This window comes from Kitasatospora saccharophila, assembly GCF_039529925.1.
GTDB classification, from domain to species: Bacteria; Actinomycetota; Actinomycetes; order Streptomycetales; family Streptomycetaceae; genus Kitasatospora; species Kitasatospora saccharophila.
In genome coordinates this window covers 62,916-80,508 of the sequence record NZ_BAAANS010000006.1, presented here as the reverse complement: position 1 = coordinate 80,508, position 17,593 = coordinate 62,916, and the positions used below count along the sequence as shown (strand labels likewise).

Here is a 17,593-nt window from a genome sequence, read left to right as displayed (position 1 = left end):
GGGTCAGGCGTCGTAGTCCACGGTGACCCGGTCGGAGACCGGCCGGGCCTGGCAGGTGAGGACGTACCCGGCGGCCAACTCGGCTTCCTCCAGGGCGAAGTTGCGCCGCATCTCGACCTCGCCCTCGCGCACCAGGGCGCGGCAGGTGCCGCAGACGCCGCCCTTGCAGGCGAACGGCAGGTCGGGGCGGGCGCGTTGGGCGCCGTCCAGGACGGAGCGGTCGCGGGGCAGGGCGAGGGTGCTGGAGCGGCCGTCGAGGACGAGGGTGACCTCGCTGGCGGCGGCGTCGGGCGCGGGTTCGGGGTGCCGTTCCTCGGGGTGCTCGTCCTCGGCGTGGAACAGTTCCTGGTGCACCCGCCCGGCGGGGACGCCGAGTTCGGCCAGCAGCTGCCTGGCCCCGCGCACCATCTCGTACGGTCCGCACAGCCACCAGTGGTCGACGGCGGGGACGTCCACCAGGGCCGTCAGCAGGGCGGCGACCCGGTCGGGGTCGAGGCGGCCGCTGAGCAGTTCGGCGTCGCGGCTCTCCCGGGAGAGCACGTGGACGAGCTGGAAGCGGTCCAGGTGGCGGTCCTTGAGGTCGGCGAGTTCGTCGGCGAACATCACCGTGTCGCTGCGCCGGTTGCCGTAGAGCAGGGTGACCCGGGAGTCGGGGTGCCCGGCCAGCACGGAGGCGGCGATGGAGAGCATCGGGGTGATGCCGGAGCCGGCCGCGATCAGCACGTGCTCGCCGGGTTCGGCCGGGTCGGCGGCGAACGCCCCTGCGGGGGGCAGGACTTCGACGACCTCGCCGGTCTTCGCGCCGCTGACCAGCCAGTGCGAGAACAGGCCGCCGGGCACCTCGCGGACGGCGATCCGCAGCGGGCCGCCGACCGGGGAGCAGAGCGAGTAGGAGCGGCGCTCGTCGGCGCCGTCGACGATCCGGCGCAGGGTGAGGCTCTGGCCGGGGCGGAAGGCGAACTCGGCGGCCAGGTCGGCGGGGACGTCGAAGGTGACCGCGACGGCGTCCTCGCAGAGCCGTTCCAGGGTGCCGATCGGCAGCGGGTGGAACCGCGGGCGGCGGACGGCCATCAGATCTCCTTGATCCGGTCGAAGGGTTCCCGGCAACTGCGGCACCGCCACAGCGACTTGCAGGCGGTGGAGCCGAACCGGGACAGCTCCTCGGTGTCCTCGGACCCGCACTGCGGGCAGGCCACCGCCCGCCGGGTCGGGCCGAGTCGCAGCAGTCCGCCGGGGTGCGGGGGCGCGATGCCCGCCGCGGCGAGCTTGCGGCGGCCCGCGGCGCTGATCCGGTCGCTGGACCACGGCGGGTCGATCCGCAGTCGCACCTCGACCCCGGCGAACCCGGCGGCGCGCAGCCGCCGGGCCACGTCGGCGGCCATCTCGGCGACGGCCGGGCAGCCGGAGTAGGTGGGCGTCAGCCAGACGGTGACCGTCCCGTCCGTCTCCTCGACGCCGGCCAGCACGCCGAGGTCCTCCAGGGTGAGCACGGGCAGTTCGGGATCGGGCACGGCGGCGGCGACCTCCCGGGCCCGCTCCAGCAGGGTGCTCACCACGTCGCCCCCGGGTGCGCCCGGGCCAGCACCTGGAGTTCGGCGAGCAGCGGCCCCATCGCCTCGGTGTGCACCCCGTGCCGCCCGGCCCGCCCGTTCACGTACGCCCGGCCGGGGAGGTCGGGGACGGGCAGCGTGGCCTCGGCCAACACCCCTGCCAGCGCGGCGAGTACGGGTGCGCGCAGCTGTGACGGGTCGGTGCCGAGCCGGAGTTCGACCTCGTGCGGGGTGAACAGCTCGTCCAGCCACGGCCAGAGGGCGTCCAGCGCCGCGCGCATCCGCCGGTGCGACTCCTCGGTGCCGTCGCCGAGCCGCACCGTCCAGGCGGCCGCGTACTCCCGGTGGTACGCCAACTCCTTGACGCCGAGGGCCGCGACGGCCGCCAGCACCGGGTCGGCGTGGTCGGCGAGGCGCCGGTACAGCTCCTCCCGGGCGGTGGCGAACAGCAGCAGCCGCAGCACGCACTGCGCGAAGTCGCCGTTCTCCAGCTCCACCAGCCGCACGTTGCGGAACTCGGACTCCGCGCGCCAGTAGGCGAGTTCGTCCTCGCCCCGGCCGCTGCCGTCCAGCTGCCCGGCCCGGGTGAGCAGTCGGCGGGCCTGGCCGAGCAGGTCGAGGCCGAGGTTGGCGAGCGCCACCTCCTCCTCCAACTCCGGTGCCCGGGTGACCCATTGGACCAGCCGCTGGGAGAGCACCAGCGCGTCGTCGCCCAGCATCAGGCAGTACGCGGCGAGGTCGGCCGGGTCCACCCCGGCCGGCGGCGCGGCGTCCACGCCCAGCAGCGGGTCGGCGAAGCCGGTGCCGTAGGCCCAGCGGGCTTCGCCGTCCGGCTCCCCGCCCGCCCCGGCCAGTGCGAGGTACACGTGGTCGTCGCTCATGTCGCCTTCCCTGCCCAGTCCTTGGTGCTCGTCAGATGTGCGGGACGTCCTCGGGGATCGGGTAGAACGTCGGGTGCCGGTAGACCTTGTCGCCGCTCGGCGCGAAGAACGCGTCCTGCTCGTCCGGGCTGGACGCGGTGATCGCGTCCGAGCGCACCACCCACAGGCTCACCCCCTCGTTGCGCCGGGTGTACAGGTCGCGCGCCGCGAGCAGCGCCATCTTGTCGTCCGCCGCGTGCAGCGACCCGACGTGCACGTGGTTCAGCCCGCGCCGGGGCCGCACGAACACCTCGTACAGCGGCCAGGAGGCCCGTTCCCCGCTCATCTCGAACTCCCTTCCCTGGCGGCCTTCTTGGCCGCGTACGCCGAGGCCGCCTCGCGCACCCAGGCGCCGTCCTCGTGGGCCGCCCGGCGCCGCTCGATCCGCTGCGCGTTGCACGGCCCGTCGCCCTTGATCACCTGCTGCAGCTCCGACCAGTCCGGCTCGCCGAAGTCCCAGCCGCCGCGCTCCTCGTTCCAGGCCAGGTCCGGGTCGGGCAGCGTCACGCCCAGGTGCTCGGCCTGCGGGACGGTCATGTCGACGAAGCGCCGGCGCAACTCGTCGTTGCTGTGCCGCTTGATCCGCCAGGCCATCGAGCGCTCGCTGTTGGGCGAGGCGCCGTCCGGCGGGCCGAACATCATCAGCGAGGGCCACCACCAGCGGTCCACCGCGTCCTGCACCATGGCACGCTGGGCGTCCGTCCCGGCCATCATCGTCATCAGCAGCTCGTAGCCCTGCCGCTGGTGGAACGACTCCTCCTTGCAGATCCGCACCATCGCCCGGGCGTACGGCCCGTAGCTGCACCGGCACAGCGGCACCTGGTTGCAGATCGCCGCGCCGTCCACCAGCCAGCCGATCACGCCGACGTCGGCGAAGGTCAGCGTCGGGTAGTTGAAGATCGAGGAGTACTTCTGCCGGCCGTCGACCAGCTTCTCGGTCAGCTCCGCCCGGTCCACCCCGAGGGTCTCCGCCGCCGCGTACAGGTACAGCCCGTGCCCGGCCTCGTCCTGGGCCTTGGCCAGCAGGATCGCCTTGCGCCGCAAGGAGGGCGCCCGGGTCAGCCAGTTGCCCTCCGGCTGCATGCCGATGATCTCCGAATGGGCGTGCTGCGCGATCTGCCGCACCAGCGTCGCCCGGTACGCGTCCGGCATCCAGTCCCGCGGCTCCACCCGCGCGTCCGCGGCGATCACCGCTTCGAACTGCGCCTCCACGACCCACCTCCCGACTGACCGTTCGGTCGGTTCTATTCTGTACACAGCGGCAGCACCATGACAAGCAATGCGGAGGAACGGCGGGAGGCGAAATCAGGGGCTCGGGGAACTGTCGGCAGACGAGCACGCACCGCCAGGGGCTCGGGGAACGGCGAGTCCGTGCTGCTGGTGGCCGGAGCCCATCGGAGGTTCGTGCTGCTGCGTGCAGTAACCGAACCGGAAGCCGATGCGCGCTCCGGCAGTGAACCGCTCGCAGCCACGGCCTCGCCGTTCCCCGAGCCCCTGACTTCCTTCTCGTGAGCCCCTTATCTTTCGCGCAGGCGCGGCAGCGGCACCGCCAGCAGCGCCGCCAGCAGCGCGATGCGGGGCCCTAGTTGGTCGATCCGGAGGTGTTCGTGGCGGGCGTGCGGGCCGCCGCCGACCGCGCCGAGGCCGTCCAGGGTCGGCAGGCCCCTCGCGCCGGCCAGGTTGGTGTCGCCCGCCCCGCCGGCGGGTGCGCCGTCGAGTTGCTGGCCGAGCGCGGCGGCCAGTGAGCGGACGTGCCTCAGCAGCGGGTTGCCGGTGCGTTCGGGCCAGGCGGGGCGGCTGGAGAGGACCTCGGTGCGGACGTCGGCGCCGGGCCGGTGGGGGGTGAGGTGGGCGAGGGTGTCGAGGGTGCGGCGCTGGGCCTCGGTGGTGGAGAAGCGCAGTCCGAGTTCGGCTTCGGCGTGGCCGGCGATGACGTTGGCGCGGGTGCCGCCGCCGATGCGTCCGGTGTTGAGTTCGGTGCCGGGCTGGTGGGCGAGGTCGCGCACGGTGATCAGCTGGTCGACGAGTTCGTCGATCGCGGAGAGGCCGTCGGCGGCGTCGAGGCCGGCGTGGGCCTCGCGGCCGGTGACGGTGAGCCGGACCCGGGTGGAGCCGCGGCGGGCGGTCTTGAGGCGACCGTCGGGGTGTCCGGGTTCGAGTCCGAGGACGGCGGCGGCGCCGCGCAGGTGGCGTTCGACCTGGGTCCGGCCGTCGGGGCTGCCGATCTCCTCGTCCGAGACGATCACCATCCGGACCGGTCGGTGCGGCCGCTGGCCGAGGTCGGCGAGGAGGGCGAACGCGCCTTCCAGCAGGGCGAGTCCGCCCTTCATGTCGAGGACGCCGGGGCCGGTGAGCCGCCCGTCGCGCTCCTCGACGGGCCAGTCGGTGAGGGTGCCGACGGGCCAGACGGTGTCGTGGTGGCCGACCACCAGCAGGTGCGGGAGGTCCTCCTGCTGGCCCGGCCAGTCGAGGACGAGGTGGTCGCCGTGCGCGCAGCGCTTGCGGACGGCGGTGGCCCCGGTGGCGGCGTAGCCGGCGGCGAGTTCTTCGGCGAGGGAGTCGAGCCGGGGCGCGTCGCCGGAGGGGGACTCGATCCCGGCGAGGTCGGCGCAGCGCTTGCGGACGGCCGCGGCGAGGGTCCGGGCCCGCGTGGTGAGGGTGCGCGGGAGGCCGGGCAGGGCGGCGGCGGTGGGGGGCAACGCCGCTGTGGCGGCGGGTGGTTCGGTGCTGTCGGGGACGGCCGGCGGTTCGCCGGCGGCCGGTGCCCGGTCGGGGTGCGGCTCGGGAGCCACGGTATGGGGACTCACTGTTCACCCCCGGCGGGTCGCGGGCCACCGGGCGGTATCGGTGGGGCGAGCGGCCGGGGGGTCCTGCGCGGCGTCGGGCTCGGTCGCTGCGTACGGTGCGACCTGGGGCTGGGCAACACTGCGTCCTCCTCGCTCGGTCCGCGGCTCCGGCTCGGCCCGGGGCCCGGGGACGTCGGTCTCCGTTCCTCGGCGCGGACGGGCACCGTGACAGGGGACCGATGAGCGAGCCTAGAAGATCGGTTCGTCTCCCTGCGAGGTGGCCTGCCGCTCAGCGCGTCGCGGCGGCCCCGGGGGCGCGTGCCCGGCGGACGGCGTCCGTCGGGGCGCGCGCACGGGCCCGGGCCTGGCGCGGCGAGCGGGACGCGATCTTCCGAGTGCGTCCTGCCCCCACCTTGGACCCACGGGGGAGGTTCGGCAGCACGAACCGCCCACGATCGAGCGAACCCCGTCCGATGGGTGACCGCGAATCAGCCTTTGGTACCAGTCGGGTGACCCGGTCCCGGGAAATCCGTTGGCGGGCGTTCGTCCCCGGCCGGGACAATCCTCCCCGTCAGCCCCCTTCCCCCTGGAGTCCCGGTGTCCGCCTTCCGGTCCGTCCCGCCGTCCGCCGCCGACAGCCTGCGGGGGCTGGCGCTGGGCGATGCGTTCGGCGACCGCTGGTTCCACCCGCCGGTGGAGCGGGCGTCCGTGGAGTTCGCGGCCCGGACCGTCCGCCCGGCGCCCTGGCACTGGACGGACGACACCGCGATGGCGCTGGTCCTGGCCCGGCACCTGCGCGACCGCGGCGAGGTCGAACCGGCCGCGCTGGCCCGGGAGTTCGCGGCCGAGTACACGGCCGTCCCGCACCGCAAGTACGGGCCGTCGATGCACCGGGTGCTGCGCGCGGTGCAGGACGGGGCGGACCACGTCGCGGTCACCTCGGCGCTGTTCGGCGGGCAGGGTTCGCACGGCAACGGCGCGGCGATGCGGGTCGCCCCGCTCGGCGCCTGGTTCGCGGACGACCTGGCGGCCGTCGCCGAGCAGGCCGGGCGCTCCGCCCGGGCCACCCACGCGCACCCGGAGGCGGCGGTCGGCGCGCAGGCGGTGGCGCTGGCCGCGGCGCTGGCGGTGCGCTCGCGCGGGTCGGCGGCGCCGGGGCGGGCGGAGTTCCTGGCCGAGGTCGCGGGCCTGCTGCCGGAGAGCGACGTCCGCTCGGGGCTGCGGATCGCGGCCCGCTTCCCGGCGGGCACCGGCGTGCGGCACGCCGCGACGGTGCTCGGTTCCGGCTTCGAGGTGTCCGCGCAGGACACCGTGCCGTTCGCGCTGTGGTCCGCCGCCGGGCACCTCGACGACCTCACCGAGGCGCTGTGGCAGACCCTGGCGGGCTGGGGCGACATGGACACCACCTGCGCCGTCGCGGGCGGCGTGGTCGCCGCCCGCACCGGCCTGGCCGGCGTCCCGGCGCGCTGGCTGGACGCGCAGGAGCCCCTGCCGCCGCTGTGACCGCGCGGCGGGGCTCCGGCGACGGGAGCGGCGCACCAGAGCCCCGGGCCTGAGGGTGCCACGGCCCCGGGGGCGGAGGGCTACGGCTCCGGGGCCAGGTCGAGGCGGAACGGTTCGGTGCGCCGCTCCGGGTCCCAGCCTCGGGCGCGGGCGAGCCGGACGGCGGCGGCGATCCGGGCCGGGGTGACGGCGGTGCCGGGCAGGCCGAGCCAGTTGCCGGGGTGGGCGTGCGGGAAGCGCAGCAGCAGGACGGACCCGGTCCGTTCGGCGCGTTCGACGGCCGCCGTCAACGGCGTCTGGCCCACCGCCTGCATGTAGCTGGGCCGGTGCCGGACCCGCCAGCGGTACGACACGCCGTCGACCGTGATCGGGCGGGTGCCCTTGCCGTTCAGCGTCATCGTCCCGCCCCTCCGCCGCCCGTCCCCGTAGCCTACGCGCGGCCCTGTCGCCTACCCGCGGCCGCGGGGCGGCGGAACGGGTTGCGGGCGGTAGCGGGCGGTGCCGGCGGTCCAGTGCAGCAGGGCGTGCGCGAAGCGGACCAGGGCCCTCACGTAGCAGCGCACTTGGGGCGGCCAGTGGGAGCCGCGGGCGATGCCTTCGGCGAGGAACTCCAGGGTGGTGAGCTCGGCCTCGCAGAGCGCGGCGACCTTGGCGGCGGCGGCGTCCCGGGGCAGCCGCTCGTGCACCTCCAGGGCGCTCAGCAGGTTGTTGCCGTGCCCGGCGGCGGTCTCGACCCGGTACGAGCACAGGTCGTTGGCCCAGCCGATCAGGTGGTCCAACCTGGCGCGCAGGTCGATGAGTTGGGGATGGCCGTGGAACTGCGCGGGCAGGTCGAGGCGGTGCGCGAGCTCGACCGCGCCGGTGGCGCAGCGGACGGCGCCGTCCTGCTCCCGGTACGAGAGGTACTGCGGGACGGTCGGGGTGGCGCCGCGCAGGCGCAGGAAGTCGAGCGAACCCTCCAGGTAGCTGCGGAAGTCGGCGGTCTGCCGGGCCCGCCAGGAGGGCCCGGCGAGGGCGATGCTGTCCTGCCACAGGGTACGGAACGCCCGGGCCAGCGCGGTCGCGGGGGCGGGCGGGACGGCACCGGGGCCGAGCTCCGGGCCGAGCAGCGCGGCGAGTTCGCGGACGGTGCGGTCGGCCTCGTCGGACGGGTCGCCGAGCCAGTGCCGGTCGAAGTGGTCGTCGAGGATCCAGCCGAGCAGCAGCCACTGGGTGCCGGCCCGCAGCGCGGGCCCGGGCGGCAGGTCGCCCCAGCAGCGCGCGGCCAGCTCCAAGTGGCCTTGTTCCAGCAGTCGTTCGAGGCCCTCGCGGTCGAGTAGCCCGGTCCCGGCCAGCCAGTGCACGGCCTCCTCGCGGAGCGCGTCGGCGTGCGGGTGGGGCGCGGGGAGGGGGACCCGGTCGAGCAGGCCGGCGAGCGGTCCGGCGGCCGGCCCGGCGGCTGGGCCGGGGAGCGCTCCGGCCGGGAGGCGGTGCGCGGCGGCGGGGCTCGCGGCGTGGCTCATGGCGGGGTCCTCCTCGGGTGCGCGTCCGGCACGTGCGTCGGCTCGTCCGGGCCTGCCGGGCCCACCGGGCCTGCCGGGACGGTCCGTCCCGGGTCCGTTCGGGCCCGCCGCCCGACGGGACGAGTCTGCTGGACCGTCCCGGCCGGGCGGCGCAGAACCGTCGGCCGTTCCCCCACCCGGCGGATCACTACGCTGATCCGATGATCGGCCCGCTACCGTCCCGCCGTCCGGGCCGCGAGACTGCACCGGCCGTCCGCGCACTCGCGCCGCAACCGGCCCCGGGAGAGGGTCTGCAGCAGCCCGACCGTCCAGCACATCGGGCAGCCGCGCAGGGCGAACAGCCCGACCGGAACGAGCAGCAGCGCCACCGGCCCGCACCCCGGCAGCAGGGCGAACCCGGCCGCGACCGCCCCGAACCCGACCGCTCCGCGCAGCAGGTGACGCGCCAGCGAGGCGCTCGCGAAGTCCGTCCGCCCGGTCGCCCCGGTCGTCCCGGGCCCCTCCGCCCGGCGCCCGCTCACCGCACGCCGCCCGGCAGGTCGGCGAGTTCGGCCCGGACGGCCGCCCGGGCCCGGTGCAGCCGGGACTTCATCGCGGCCGTGCTCAGCCCCAGCGCCTCCGCCACCGCCCGCCCACCGAGCCCCTGCAGGTCGCGCATGACCAGCACCCGGCGCTGGTCGGCGGGCAGTGCGGAGATCGCCGCGGCGACCCGCTCGGTGTCGAGCCGCCGCAACGCCTCCTGCTCCGCCGAGTCCGCCAACTCCAATGCCCCGCCGGGGGGTTCGGCGGCGAGCTGCCGGGGCGCCCGGACCCGGCGCAGGCACTCGTTGCGGACGATCCGGAACAGCCAGGACGCGAGCGCCCCGGTGGCCCGCAGCATGCCGATCCGCCGGTACAGCACGATCAGCGCCTCCTGCGCGGCGTCCTCCGCGTCCTCCGGGCTGGCGCACAGCGAGTGCGCGAACCGGCGGACGTTCGGGTGCGCCCCGGCGACCAGGACCGCCAACGAGTCCCGGTCACCGCCGCGCGCCGCGACGATCACCTCCTCGTCGGGCCAGCCGGTCTCAACCACGGTTCCCCCGCTTCCGCTTGAGCACCAGCACGCAGGTGCACAGCAACACCGCACCCGCACCGACCACCACGGCAACCACCACGACTTCCTCCAGGCCCTCGTCCGCGTCCTCCGCCGTACGGCGTGACGCACATGAGAGTCCCGGCCCCCCGAAAAGGATTCACCCCCGTCGGGGCCGTCCCGCTCAGTTCCCGCGTTCCGCCTGGCTGCGCTCCACGCAGAACTCGTTGCCCTCGACGTCGGCCAGCACCGCCCAGCCCGTTCCGTCCTCCCGGCGCCGGTCGTCCACCAGGACGGCGCCCAGGCCGAGCAGGCGCTCGACCTCCTCGTCCCGCGTGCGCTCCTGCGGCTGGAGGTCGAAGTGGATCCGGTTCTTGCCGGCCTTCTTCTCCGGCACCGTCACGAACAGCAGGTTCGCGGCCGGGATCAACGCCTGCGGATCGCCCGGGAAGTCGTCCTCGTGGAGCGGCTGGCCCAGCACCTCCGACCAGAAGGAGGCGAGGCGGTAGGGGTCGAGGCTGTCGACGGTCACGTGCCTGATCACAGATGTCATGTCCGGGATTCTCGACGGCCGGGTAAGGACCGGCAACCCCGTTTCCTCCTGTCGTCCCCCCGTCCGCCCGCTGTTACCGTTCACCCCATGCCCGCGACCGACTCCCCCGCCAAGGCCGAACTCGACCGGCTCACCGCCGAGTTCTTCGGCGCCTTCGACAACCGGCACGGCGGCCCGGCCGACGTCGGACGGCTCCGGCGGCTGATGCTGCCCGGCGGCGTCATCGTGGTGACCGCGCCCCGCTACGCCGCCTACGGCGTCGAGGAGTTCATCGCCCCGCGCGAACTGCTGCTCTCCGAAGGCCGGTTGACCGACTTCCACGAGTGGGAGACCGCCGAACGCACCGAGATCGCCGACGGCGTGGCCTGCCGGATCGGCACCTACCGCAAGTCCGGCCTCCTCGACGGCGAACCCTACGAGGGCGGCGGCACCAAGACCTTCCAGTTCGCCCGCACCCCGGACGGCTGGCGCATCACCGCCTTCTCCTGGCACGACGAGCCGTGACCCCGCCGCCGCCCGTCCGCCCCGAACCGCCGGGCCCCCGCGGAGGCAGCGACCGGACGGACCCGCCCGAGCCGCTGACCGGCGAGGAACTCGCCGAGATCGAGCAGCGCGCCGCGGCCGCCACCCCCGGCCCCTGGTACGTCCGGCAGCTCGACGACGAGGTCGCGATGGGCCTCGTCGCCGTCAGCACCGCCCCCGACACCGGGCTCAACGAGCGCTGGCCGGACTTCGACCACGGGCAGCTCGTGGCCGCCACCCTCGTCCAGCGGCCGCGCTACGTCGACGTCGTCGGTGGACGCTGGGACGAGAACGCCTCGTTCATCGCCGCGGCCCGCCAGGACGTCCCCCGGCTGGTCGCGGAGATCCGGCGCCTCAGCTGCCTGCTGGAGGCCGCCCGGGCCACCGGGGAGGGCGACGGTCCGGCCACCAAAGAGGGCGACGGTCCGAGCTGACGCCACGCCCCGGCACCTCCGGACGGGGAGGCGTCGCGGTGGGTGTCGAGGAGTCCGTCGTCCCGCGCGGACTGCCAGGCCACGAGGGCCGGTTGACCGACCTTGACGAGACCCCGGACGGCCGGCGGATCACCGCCTCCTCCCGGCGCGGCGAGCCGTGGCCCCGGTCAGGACCGCACCGCCCCGCCGGCCTCCACCGGGCAGGCCGGCTCCACCGGGTTCGGCCGGGCGGCGGGGCGGGGGCGGGCGAAGGTGGTGCCGAAGGCGGCCAGGGCGAGCAGGGCCACGGCGGCGCCGTAGCCGGTGGCGGTGGTCAGCAGGCCGAGGTGCGGGACGGCGAACCCGGCGGCCACCGCGGGGGCGCTGAAGGCCAGGTAGCTGAGGACGTACACGGCCGCGAACAGTTCGGCGCGCTCCGCGGGGGCGGCCAGCGGGGCGATGCCGGAGAGCACGCCGAGGAAGGTCGCGCCGAAGCCGAGCCCGGCCAGCGCGGTCATCGCGAAGAACAGCGGCGCGCTGCCGCGGTCGAGGGCCGCCAGGGTGCCGACCACGCCGAGGGCCAGCGCGGTCGAGCCGAACCGGAGCGTCGTCCGGGCGGGGCGGCCGCGCAGCAGGAGCGAGCCGAGCGTTCCGGCCGCGGTCATGGTGCTGACGACCAGGCCGCCGACCAGGTGGTTGTGCAGGTGCAGGACCCCGGCGGCGAGCGAGGGGCCGAGCGAGAGGTAGAGGCCGCCGAGCGACCAGACCGCGACCAGGGCCGGCGTGCCGACCGCGAAGGCGCGGCGGGCCTGCCGCGGGACGCGGGCCCGCGGCACCAGGGAGGCGAGGGCGCCCGGGCGGCGCCCGGCGGTCTCGGGGATCAGCGCCAGGGCGGCGACGGCGAGCAGGAACCCGGCGGCGAGGAGCGCGAAGACCAGGACCCGCGGGGCCGGGCCGTACTGCACCAGCAGCCCCGAGCCGAAGGCGCCGAGGGCCAGACCGAGGGTGGAGGCCGCGCCGTTGACGAGGGCGCCGAGGCCCGGGGAGCGCTCCGGCTGCAGGTCGACCAGGGTGGCCGAGAGGGCCCCGGTCGCGGCCCCGGTGGCGAAGCCCTGGACGGCCCGGGCCGCCAGCAGCGGGCCGACCCCGTCCGCGTTGGTGAACAGCAGCATCGCCCCCGCCTCCAGCAGCAGCGAACCGTAGAGCAGCGGCTTGCGGCCCAGGAAGTCGGAGAGGCTGCCGACGGTGGTCAGGGCGAGCAGCAGGAACACCGCGTAGACGGCGAAGATCACCGTGAGGGTGCCGGAGGAGAAGCCCCAGGCGGCCTGGTAGACGACGTAGAGGGGGGAGGGCGCGGCGGCGGCGAAGGTCAGCAGCAGTAGGGCCGCTGCGACCAGCCAGAAGGCCGGGGTGCGGGACAGCCCGCGGGAGTTCGGCATGGACACCTCGGTGGCAGGCCGGTCGGGGACCGGAAGCGTGACCCCTTAAGGCGAAAGGGTTGGCTTTAACGGATACTAGGCGACTGTTCGGAGTTAAAGCGAATCACTTTGCCTTAGCATGGGAGAGTGAACAGCCAGCCACCGGAGCCGCCCCCGGCTCCCGCCCCGGCTCCCACCCCGGGGCCGCCCCCGGCCGAGCCCGTCCGCCGCACCGGCGGGCGCAGCGCGCGGGTGTGCGCCGCCGTGCACCGGGCCGTCACCGAACTGATCGCCGAGGGCGGCGCGGACCAGGTGTCGATCCCGGCCGTCGCCGCCCGGGCGGGCGTCAACCCCACCTCCGTGTACCGGCGCTGGGGCGACCTCAACGGCCTGCTGGCCGACGTCACCGCCACCCGGCTCGCCCCGGAGGACCCGCCGCCGGACACCGGCGACCTCCGCACCGACCTGCTCCAGTGGGCCGAGCGGAGCCGGGCCTCCGTCACCACCCCGGAGACCCTGGCCCTGGTCCGGCACGCCGTCGGCCAACTCGCCTGCGCCGACTCCGGCTCGACCCCGCGGATGGCCGCCCGCGAACGGCAACTGGCCACGATCCTGGCCAGGGCCGCGGAGCGCGGCGAACCGGCCCCCACCCTCCGCCAGGGCGTGGACCACCTGCTGGCCCCGCTCTACTTCCGGGTCATCCTCAACCTCGGCCCGATCGAACCCGCCGACGTCCACCGCCTCGTCGACGACCTCCTGCACCACCACACCGGCACCTGCGCCCCCACCACCTGACCACCGCCGGAACCCCCGCCCGGCCCCGCCGCCTGAACCCCCGCCCGGCCGCGGCGCATCCCCCTGTGCGAGAGTCGTGGCCCCCACGGGGGCGGTTCGGGCGGAGGTGCGGCAGGTGGGCGGCGGGGCCGGGCGGGTGCTGGTGGTGGACGACGACGCGGGGATCCGGCGGAGCCTGGAGCGGGGGTTGCGGCTGAGCGGGTTCCGGGTCGCGGTCGCGGCGGACGGCGCGCTCGCGCTGGCGGCGCTCGCCGAGGAGCCGCCGGACGTGCTGGTGCTGGACGTCGGGATGCCGGGCTCGTCGGGGACGGAGGTGTGCCGGACGCTGCGGGCCCGGGGGGACGACACGCCGGTGCTGATGCTCTCCGCACTGGACGAACTGGCCGACCGGGTGGCCGGCTTGCAGGCGGGCGCGGACGACTACCTGGTGAAGCCGTTCGCCCTGGAGGAGTTGGTGCTGCGGCTGCACGCGCTGCTGCGCCGCCGGCCGCCGCAGCCCGCGGACCCGATCCGGGTCGGCCCGCTGCGGATCCACCCGGAGACCCGGCAGGCGTTCTGGGCGGAGGACGAACTCCGGTTGACCAGGCGCGAGTTCGAGCTGCTCGCTCAACTGGCCCGGAACGCCGGGATCGTACTGTCCCGGGAGGTGCTGCTGGACCGGGTGTGGGGCTACGGCTTCGAGGTGCGCAGCGATGCCGTGGACACCTTCGTCTCGTACCTGCGCCGGAAGTTGGAGGCCGGCGGCCGCCCCCGGACGGTGCACACGGTGCGCGGGGTGGGGTTCGTGCTGCGGGTCCCGGACGAGGGTGTGCGGGTCCCGGACGAGGGCGGGGCGGGCCGGTGAAGCTGTCGACCAGGATCGCGATCGGGGCGGCGGTGCTGGTGCCGCTGCTGGTGGCGGTGGCCGGGCTGTTGCTGCTGCCGCTGGTCGGCGCGGACCTGCACCGCCGCCAGGACGCGCAGTTGAACGCCCGGGCGGCCGCCGTGCTGCCGAACGCCCGGGCGCTGCTCGCGGCGGACAGCCGGGGCCGTCCGAAGGTCGAGCAGAACCAGCAGCGCAAGCTGATGGACGCGGCCCTGGACGCGGGCGTCCGGCTGGCCGCCGCCGACGGCACGGTGCTGCTCTCGGCGGGCTCGCAGCCGGACGATCCGCTGCTGCTCCCGGGCGCGCCGGGCGGAAAGGCGGTGACGGTCCGTCAAAATGGCTTCTCCTGGCGGGTGTTGACGGTACGGGTGGACGGCGGGGGCGCCGGCGGGACGCTGTGGGTGCTGGCTCCGGCCGGGGAGCCGGCCGAGGAGTTGCGGGCGGTGCGGCGGCGGGTGCTGCTGGTGGCGCTGGTCGCGGCGCCGCTCTCGGGGCTGATCGCCTTCGGGCTCGCCGAGCGGGCCACCCGGCCGCTGCGCCGACTGGGCCGCCGGGCGGCCGGGTTGGACCCGCGGGCCGGGCACGCGGCGTTCGCGCACGCCCGGACGGGCACCGCCGAGGTGGACGAACTCTCGGCCGCGATCGCCCTGTTGCTGTCGCGCTACGACGAGCAGGCGGCCCGCACGGCGCAGGCCCTGGACACCGCGCGGTCGTTCTCGTCGGCGGCCTCGCACGAGCTGCGCACCCCACTGATGAGCCTGCGCACCAACCTGGACGTGCTGGCCGCGCACCCGGACCTGCCGGCGGCGGAGCGGGCCGAGGTGCTGGCCGAGTCGCAGCAGGACCACGCCCGGATGCTGGACCTGCTGAGCGCGCTGTCCGCGCTGGCCCGGGGCGATCTGGTGGAGCTCTCCGCGTTCGGCCCGGTCGACCTCGCGGAGCTGCTGGACGCGGCCGTCGCGGAGGCCGCCCGCCGCCACCCGGACACCGTCTACCGCACCGAACTCCCCTCCGAGGCGCGGGTGTTCGGCTGGGACGCGGGCCTGCGCATCCTGCTCGCCAACCTGCTGGGCAACGCCGCCGTGCACGGCCGGACCACGGACCGCCCCGCCGAGGTGGACGTCCGCCTGCACGTCGGGAACGGCACCGTCCGGTTGACCGTGGACGACACCGGCCCCGGCGTCCCGCCCGCCGAACGCGCCGCCGTCTTCCACCGCTTCCACCGCCGCCCGGACAGCCCCGGCTCCGGCCTCGGCCTGACCCTGGTCGCCCAGCAGGCCGCCCTGCACCGGGGCACGGCCATGGCCACCGACCGCCCGGACGGCCCGGGCGGCCGCTTCGAGGTCCGCCTGCCGCTGCTGCTTCCCGCCGACCCCCCGGCCGCACAACTCCCCTCCCCCCGGTACTGGTTGAGCGAACGAGAGCACCGCTGACCCACCGGTCGGGTGGCAGGATGCCCGGATGGAACGAACGAAGCAGGTCCTCGCGTCCGCCGCCCGGCTGCTGGGCACCGGCCTGTCCGAGCCCGTCGACCTCGGTGGCAGCCGCCGCACCACCGTGCTGCGCTGCCGCACCGGAGACGGGCGGTCGGTCGTGGTCAAGGCGTACACCGGCGGGCCGGACGCGCTGCGCGCCTTCACCGCCGAGGCCGCCGGGCTCACCCTCGGGCTCGCCGGCCCCCGACTGCTCGCGGTCGACCCGGAGTTGCCGCTGCTGGTGCTGGAGGACCTGGGCCCCGCGCCCACCCTCGCCGACCTGCTGCTCGGCGAGGACCCGCGGGCCGCCCGGGCGGGCCTGCTGGCCTGGGCCCGCGGGCTGGGCCGACTGGCGGCCGGATCGGTCGGGAGGGAGGAGGAACTCGCCGCGCTGTCGCGGAAGTTCGACACCGGGATGCCGACCTGGGCGGAGCGGCCGTGGATCGCGGAGAACGCCGCCCGCTTCCCCGAGGTGCTCGCCGCGGCCGGAGTGCCCGTCCCCGCCGGGCTGGCCGCGGAGCTGGCCGCGGGCGGCGCCGCGGGCGGGGCGGCGTACCCGGCGTTCACGCCCGGCGACACCTGCCCGGACAACAACCTGCTCACCCCGGACGGCCTGCGGCTGCTGGACTTCGAGGCGGCCTGCTTCCAGTCGGTCTTCCTCACCGCCGCGTACTGCCGGATGCCGTTCTCGTCCTGCTGGTGCGTCTTCGAGCTGCCGCCCGACGTGGCCCGGCAGACCGAGGACGTGTACCGGGCCAAGGCCGTCCTGATCCACCCGGAGCTCGCCGACGACGCGTGCTGGGCCGCCGGGATGCGGGACGCCGTCGCCGTCTGGACGGTCAACGCCACCGTGCTCCTGCTGCCCCGCGCCGCGGAGGACGGGCCGATGCACCCGACCCGCCGCCCCGTCCCGACCCGGCACCAACTGCTGCGCCACCGCTGGGAGGCGGCGGCCCGGCTGACCGGCCGTCCGGCCCTCGCCGCGGCCTTCGAGGGGCTGCTGCGCGAGGTCGCCGCCCGCTGGTAGGCGGATCCGCTGCCCGGCTACCCGGCGTTCCGGAACGCGGCGGGCGCCTGACCGTCCGAGACTCCGTGCCCGCACCGCCGCCGCCGAACGCGCGTCCGGCCGCCGTTCCACAGGGTTTCCACAAGAAGGCTCCCTACTGTCGGGCCCGGCCGGGGGAACCGGCCGGGATTCGGAGTGGAAGGGGAGACCCATGCGCATCAACCGGGCGGCGGCCGCCGTCGGAGTGCTGGCGCTGGCGGGCGCGTTCCTGGCTGCGGGGCCCGCGCAGGCAGCGGGCGGGGCGCCGAAGGGGGACGGGGCGAAGGCGGTCTGCAAGCGGCTGCCGAAGACCCAGCAGCGGATCGACAAGGCGCTGGAGCGGCTGAACGGCGACGCCACCGTCAACGGTTCGGTGACCCGGCTGCAGCAGCGGGTGGACGACGCCCACCGGGCGGGGCACGCCGAGATCGAGAAGTACCTGAACGACCGGCTGACCTTCCGCCGCGGCCTGCTGCCGACCCTGCAGACCCGCAAGGCGGACCTGGCGGCGGTGGCCGACTGGTGCGCGAAGAACGCCCCGGCGGCCGGGAAGTGACCCGTCGGCCCGCCACCGGCCGGGCGGCCCTCGCGGCCCTCGCGCTGGCCTGCGCCGCCCTGCTGACGGCCTGCGGCCCGACCTCCTCCGGCCCGGCCTCCTCCGGCCCGTCCGGGGGCGGCGCCGACGACGCGCAGGTCCAGCAGATGCGGCAGAAGGTGGACGCCGCGGACAGCGCCGCCGCCCAGGCCGACGAGAACGCCGACCAGGACAACTGACCGCCGGAACGGCACACCCCTCGGGACCCCGACGGCCCGCGTTCTCCCCGGAGCGCGGGCCGTCGGCCGTCCGCCGGCCGTCCGCAGACCGAGACGCGGGCGTCCACGATGCGACCCTCGGCGTGGCGGAACTTGACGGGCCGCCGCCGGGTCGTGAAGCATCTGCCACATGAACCCCGGCACCTTCCTGGTCTGCCGCCTGCACGTCGATCTGCGACGCCAGGCGAGCGACATGTGTGCCTGCTGTTGACGCTCTCCGCGTAACCTCCGTGCGCGCCCTGTGAGTTGACCCAGGTCTCCGCGCGCCCCGCCCGGCCAGTCACCGCCCCTCGCCCTGCCGCCCCCTCGTCCTGCCGTCCGCGCGCCCCGCCGTACCGTGCCCCCGCACGCGTTCCCGGCG

The 17,593-nt window shown here is 75.8% G+C and carries 21 protein-coding genes; 9 read left to right on the top strand and 12 right to left on the bottom strand.

Features of this window, described 5'->3' with window-relative positions; translation table 11 throughout:
• Positions 1–3: 3 nt before the first annotated feature.
• The 6 genes from paaE to ABD345_RS06555 form a co-directional block, all read right to left on the bottom strand.
• A complete protein-coding gene (paaE, locus tag ABD345_RS06580; protein WP_344550845.1) occupies positions 4–1,071 on the bottom strand; it encodes a 1,2-phenylacetyl-CoA epoxidase subunit PaaE in 1,068 nt (355 codons plus the stop codon).
• Positions 1,071–1,556: a 1,2-phenylacetyl-CoA epoxidase subunit PaaD gene (paaD, locus tag ABD345_RS06575; RefSeq protein ID WP_344550844.1), complete on the bottom strand. Its 486-nt coding sequence runs from the start codon at positions 1,554–1,556 to the stop codon at positions 1,071–1,073. The genes paaE and paaD overlap by 1 nt, the downstream gene beginning before the upstream one ends.
• Positions 1,550–2,431, bottom strand: a complete 882-nt coding sequence (gene paaC, locus ABD345_RS06570; RefSeq protein WP_344550843.1) for a 1,2-phenylacetyl-CoA epoxidase subunit PaaC — start codon at positions 2,429–2,431, stop codon at positions 1,550–1,552. Before paaC ends, paaD begins: the two co-directional genes overlap by 7 nt.
• A gap of 31 nt (positions 2,432–2,462) precedes the next feature.
• Complete coding sequence (paaB, locus tag ABD345_RS06565; RefSeq protein ID WP_344550842.1) at positions 2,463–2,756, bottom strand: 1,2-phenylacetyl-CoA epoxidase subunit PaaB; 294 nt, start codon at positions 2,754–2,756, stop codon at positions 2,463–2,465.
• Positions 2,753–3,622: a 1,2-phenylacetyl-CoA epoxidase subunit PaaA gene (gene paaA, locus ABD345_RS06560; protein WP_380276535.1), complete on the bottom strand. Its 870-nt coding sequence runs from the start codon at positions 3,620–3,622 to the stop codon at positions 2,753–2,755. Before paaA ends, paaB begins: the two co-directional genes overlap by 4 nt.
• Positions 3,623–3,987: 365 nt before the next feature.
• Positions 3,988–5,262 carry a M20 family metallopeptidase gene (locus ABD345_RS06555; RefSeq protein ID WP_344550840.1) on the bottom strand — a complete coding sequence of 425 codons (1,275 nt, stop codon included), beginning with the start codon at positions 5,260–5,262 and terminating at the stop codon, positions 3,988–3,990.
• A 591-nt stretch (positions 5,263–5,853) separates the two neighbouring features.
• Between ABD345_RS06555 and ABD345_RS06550 the strand changes: the two genes are divergently transcribed.
• Positions 5,854–6,759, top strand: a complete 906-nt coding sequence (locus ABD345_RS06550; protein WP_344550839.1) for an ADP-ribosylglycohydrolase family protein — start codon at positions 5,854–5,856, stop codon at positions 6,757–6,759.
• 80 nt (positions 6,760–6,839) lie between these two features.
• Here the strand turns inward: ABD345_RS06550 and ABD345_RS06545 are convergent, their stop codons facing one another.
• From ABD345_RS06545 to ABD345_RS06525, 5 genes are all read right to left on the bottom strand, one after another.
• A complete protein-coding gene (locus tag ABD345_RS06545; protein WP_344550838.1) occupies positions 6,840–7,157 on the bottom strand; it encodes a hypothetical protein in 318 nt (105 codons plus the stop codon).
• A gap of 51 nt (positions 7,158–7,208) precedes the next feature.
• On the bottom strand, positions 7,209–8,261 hold the full coding sequence (locus ABD345_RS06540; RefSeq protein WP_344550837.1) for a terpene synthase family protein: 1,053 nt from the start codon (positions 8,259–8,261) through the stop codon (positions 7,209–7,211).
• 212 nt (positions 8,262–8,473) lie between these two features.
• Positions 8,474–8,782, bottom strand: a complete 309-nt coding sequence (locus ABD345_RS06535; protein WP_344550836.1) for a hypothetical protein — start codon at positions 8,780–8,782, stop codon at positions 8,474–8,476.
• Positions 8,779–9,333: an RNA polymerase sigma factor gene (locus tag ABD345_RS06530; RefSeq protein ID WP_344550835.1), complete on the bottom strand. Its 555-nt coding sequence runs from the start codon at positions 9,331–9,333 to the stop codon at positions 8,779–8,781. The genes ABD345_RS06535 and ABD345_RS06530 overlap by 4 nt, the downstream gene beginning before the upstream one ends.
• 184 nt (positions 9,334–9,517) lie before the next feature.
• Entirely contained in the window at positions 9,518–9,886 is a 369-nt protein-coding gene (locus tag ABD345_RS06525) for a VOC family protein (protein ID WP_344550834.1), read from the bottom strand.
• 87 nt (positions 9,887–9,973) lie between these two features.
• On the opposite strand from ABD345_RS06525, the gene ABD345_RS06520 reads away from it, so the two are divergent.
• Positions 9,974–10,390: a Cif family virulence factor gene (locus tag ABD345_RS06520; protein ID WP_344550833.1), complete on the top strand. Its 417-nt coding sequence runs from the start codon at positions 9,974–9,976 to the stop codon at positions 10,388–10,390.
• Complete coding sequence (locus tag ABD345_RS06515; protein WP_344550832.1) at positions 10,387–10,842, top strand: hypothetical protein; 456 nt, start codon at positions 10,387–10,389, stop codon at positions 10,840–10,842. Before ABD345_RS06520 ends, ABD345_RS06515 begins: the two co-directional genes overlap by 4 nt.
• Before the next feature lie 167 nt (positions 10,843–11,009).
• Here ABD345_RS06515 and ABD345_RS06510 read toward each other — a convergent pair whose 3' ends face one another.
• Positions 11,010–12,260: an MFS transporter gene (locus ABD345_RS06510; RefSeq protein WP_344550831.1), complete on the bottom strand. Its 1,251-nt coding sequence runs from the start codon at positions 12,258–12,260 to the stop codon at positions 11,010–11,012.
• Between the two features lie 126 nt (positions 12,261–12,386).
• Between ABD345_RS06510 and ABD345_RS06505 the strand changes: the two genes are divergently transcribed.
• The 6 genes from ABD345_RS06505 to ABD345_RS06480 all read left to right on the top strand — a co-directional run bounded on the left by ABD345_RS06505 (position 12,387) and on the right by ABD345_RS06480 (position 17,193).
• The gene (locus ABD345_RS06505; RefSeq protein WP_344550830.1) at positions 12,387–13,034 is read left to right on the top strand and encodes a TetR/AcrR family transcriptional regulator; all 648 of its coding nucleotides are present in this window, start codon (positions 12,387–12,389) and stop codon (positions 13,032–13,034) included.
• Positions 13,035–13,149: 115 nt separating this feature from the next.
• A complete protein-coding gene (locus ABD345_RS06500; RefSeq protein ID WP_425556774.1) occupies positions 13,150–13,878 on the top strand; it encodes a response regulator transcription factor in 729 nt (242 codons plus the stop codon).
• A complete protein-coding gene (locus ABD345_RS06495; RefSeq protein WP_344550828.1) occupies positions 13,875–15,332 on the top strand; it encodes a sensor histidine kinase in 1,458 nt (485 codons plus the stop codon). Before ABD345_RS06500 ends, ABD345_RS06495 begins: the two co-directional genes overlap by 4 nt.
• 28 nt (positions 15,333–15,360) lie before the next feature.
• Positions 15,361–16,401 carry a hypothetical protein gene (locus tag ABD345_RS06490; RefSeq protein ID WP_344550827.1) on the top strand — a complete coding sequence of 347 codons (1,041 nt, stop codon included), beginning with the start codon at positions 15,361–15,363 and terminating at the stop codon, positions 16,399–16,401.
• A 190-nt stretch (positions 16,402–16,591) separates the two neighbouring features.
• Entirely contained in the window at positions 16,592–16,975 is a 384-nt protein-coding gene (locus ABD345_RS06485) for a hypothetical protein (protein ID WP_344550826.1), read from the top strand.
• Complete coding sequence (locus tag ABD345_RS06480) at positions 16,972–17,193, top strand: hypothetical protein (RefSeq protein WP_344550825.1); 222 nt, start codon at positions 16,972–16,974, stop codon at positions 17,191–17,193. Before ABD345_RS06485 ends, ABD345_RS06480 begins: the two co-directional genes overlap by 4 nt.
• Positions 17,194–17,593: the final 400 nt, after the last annotated feature.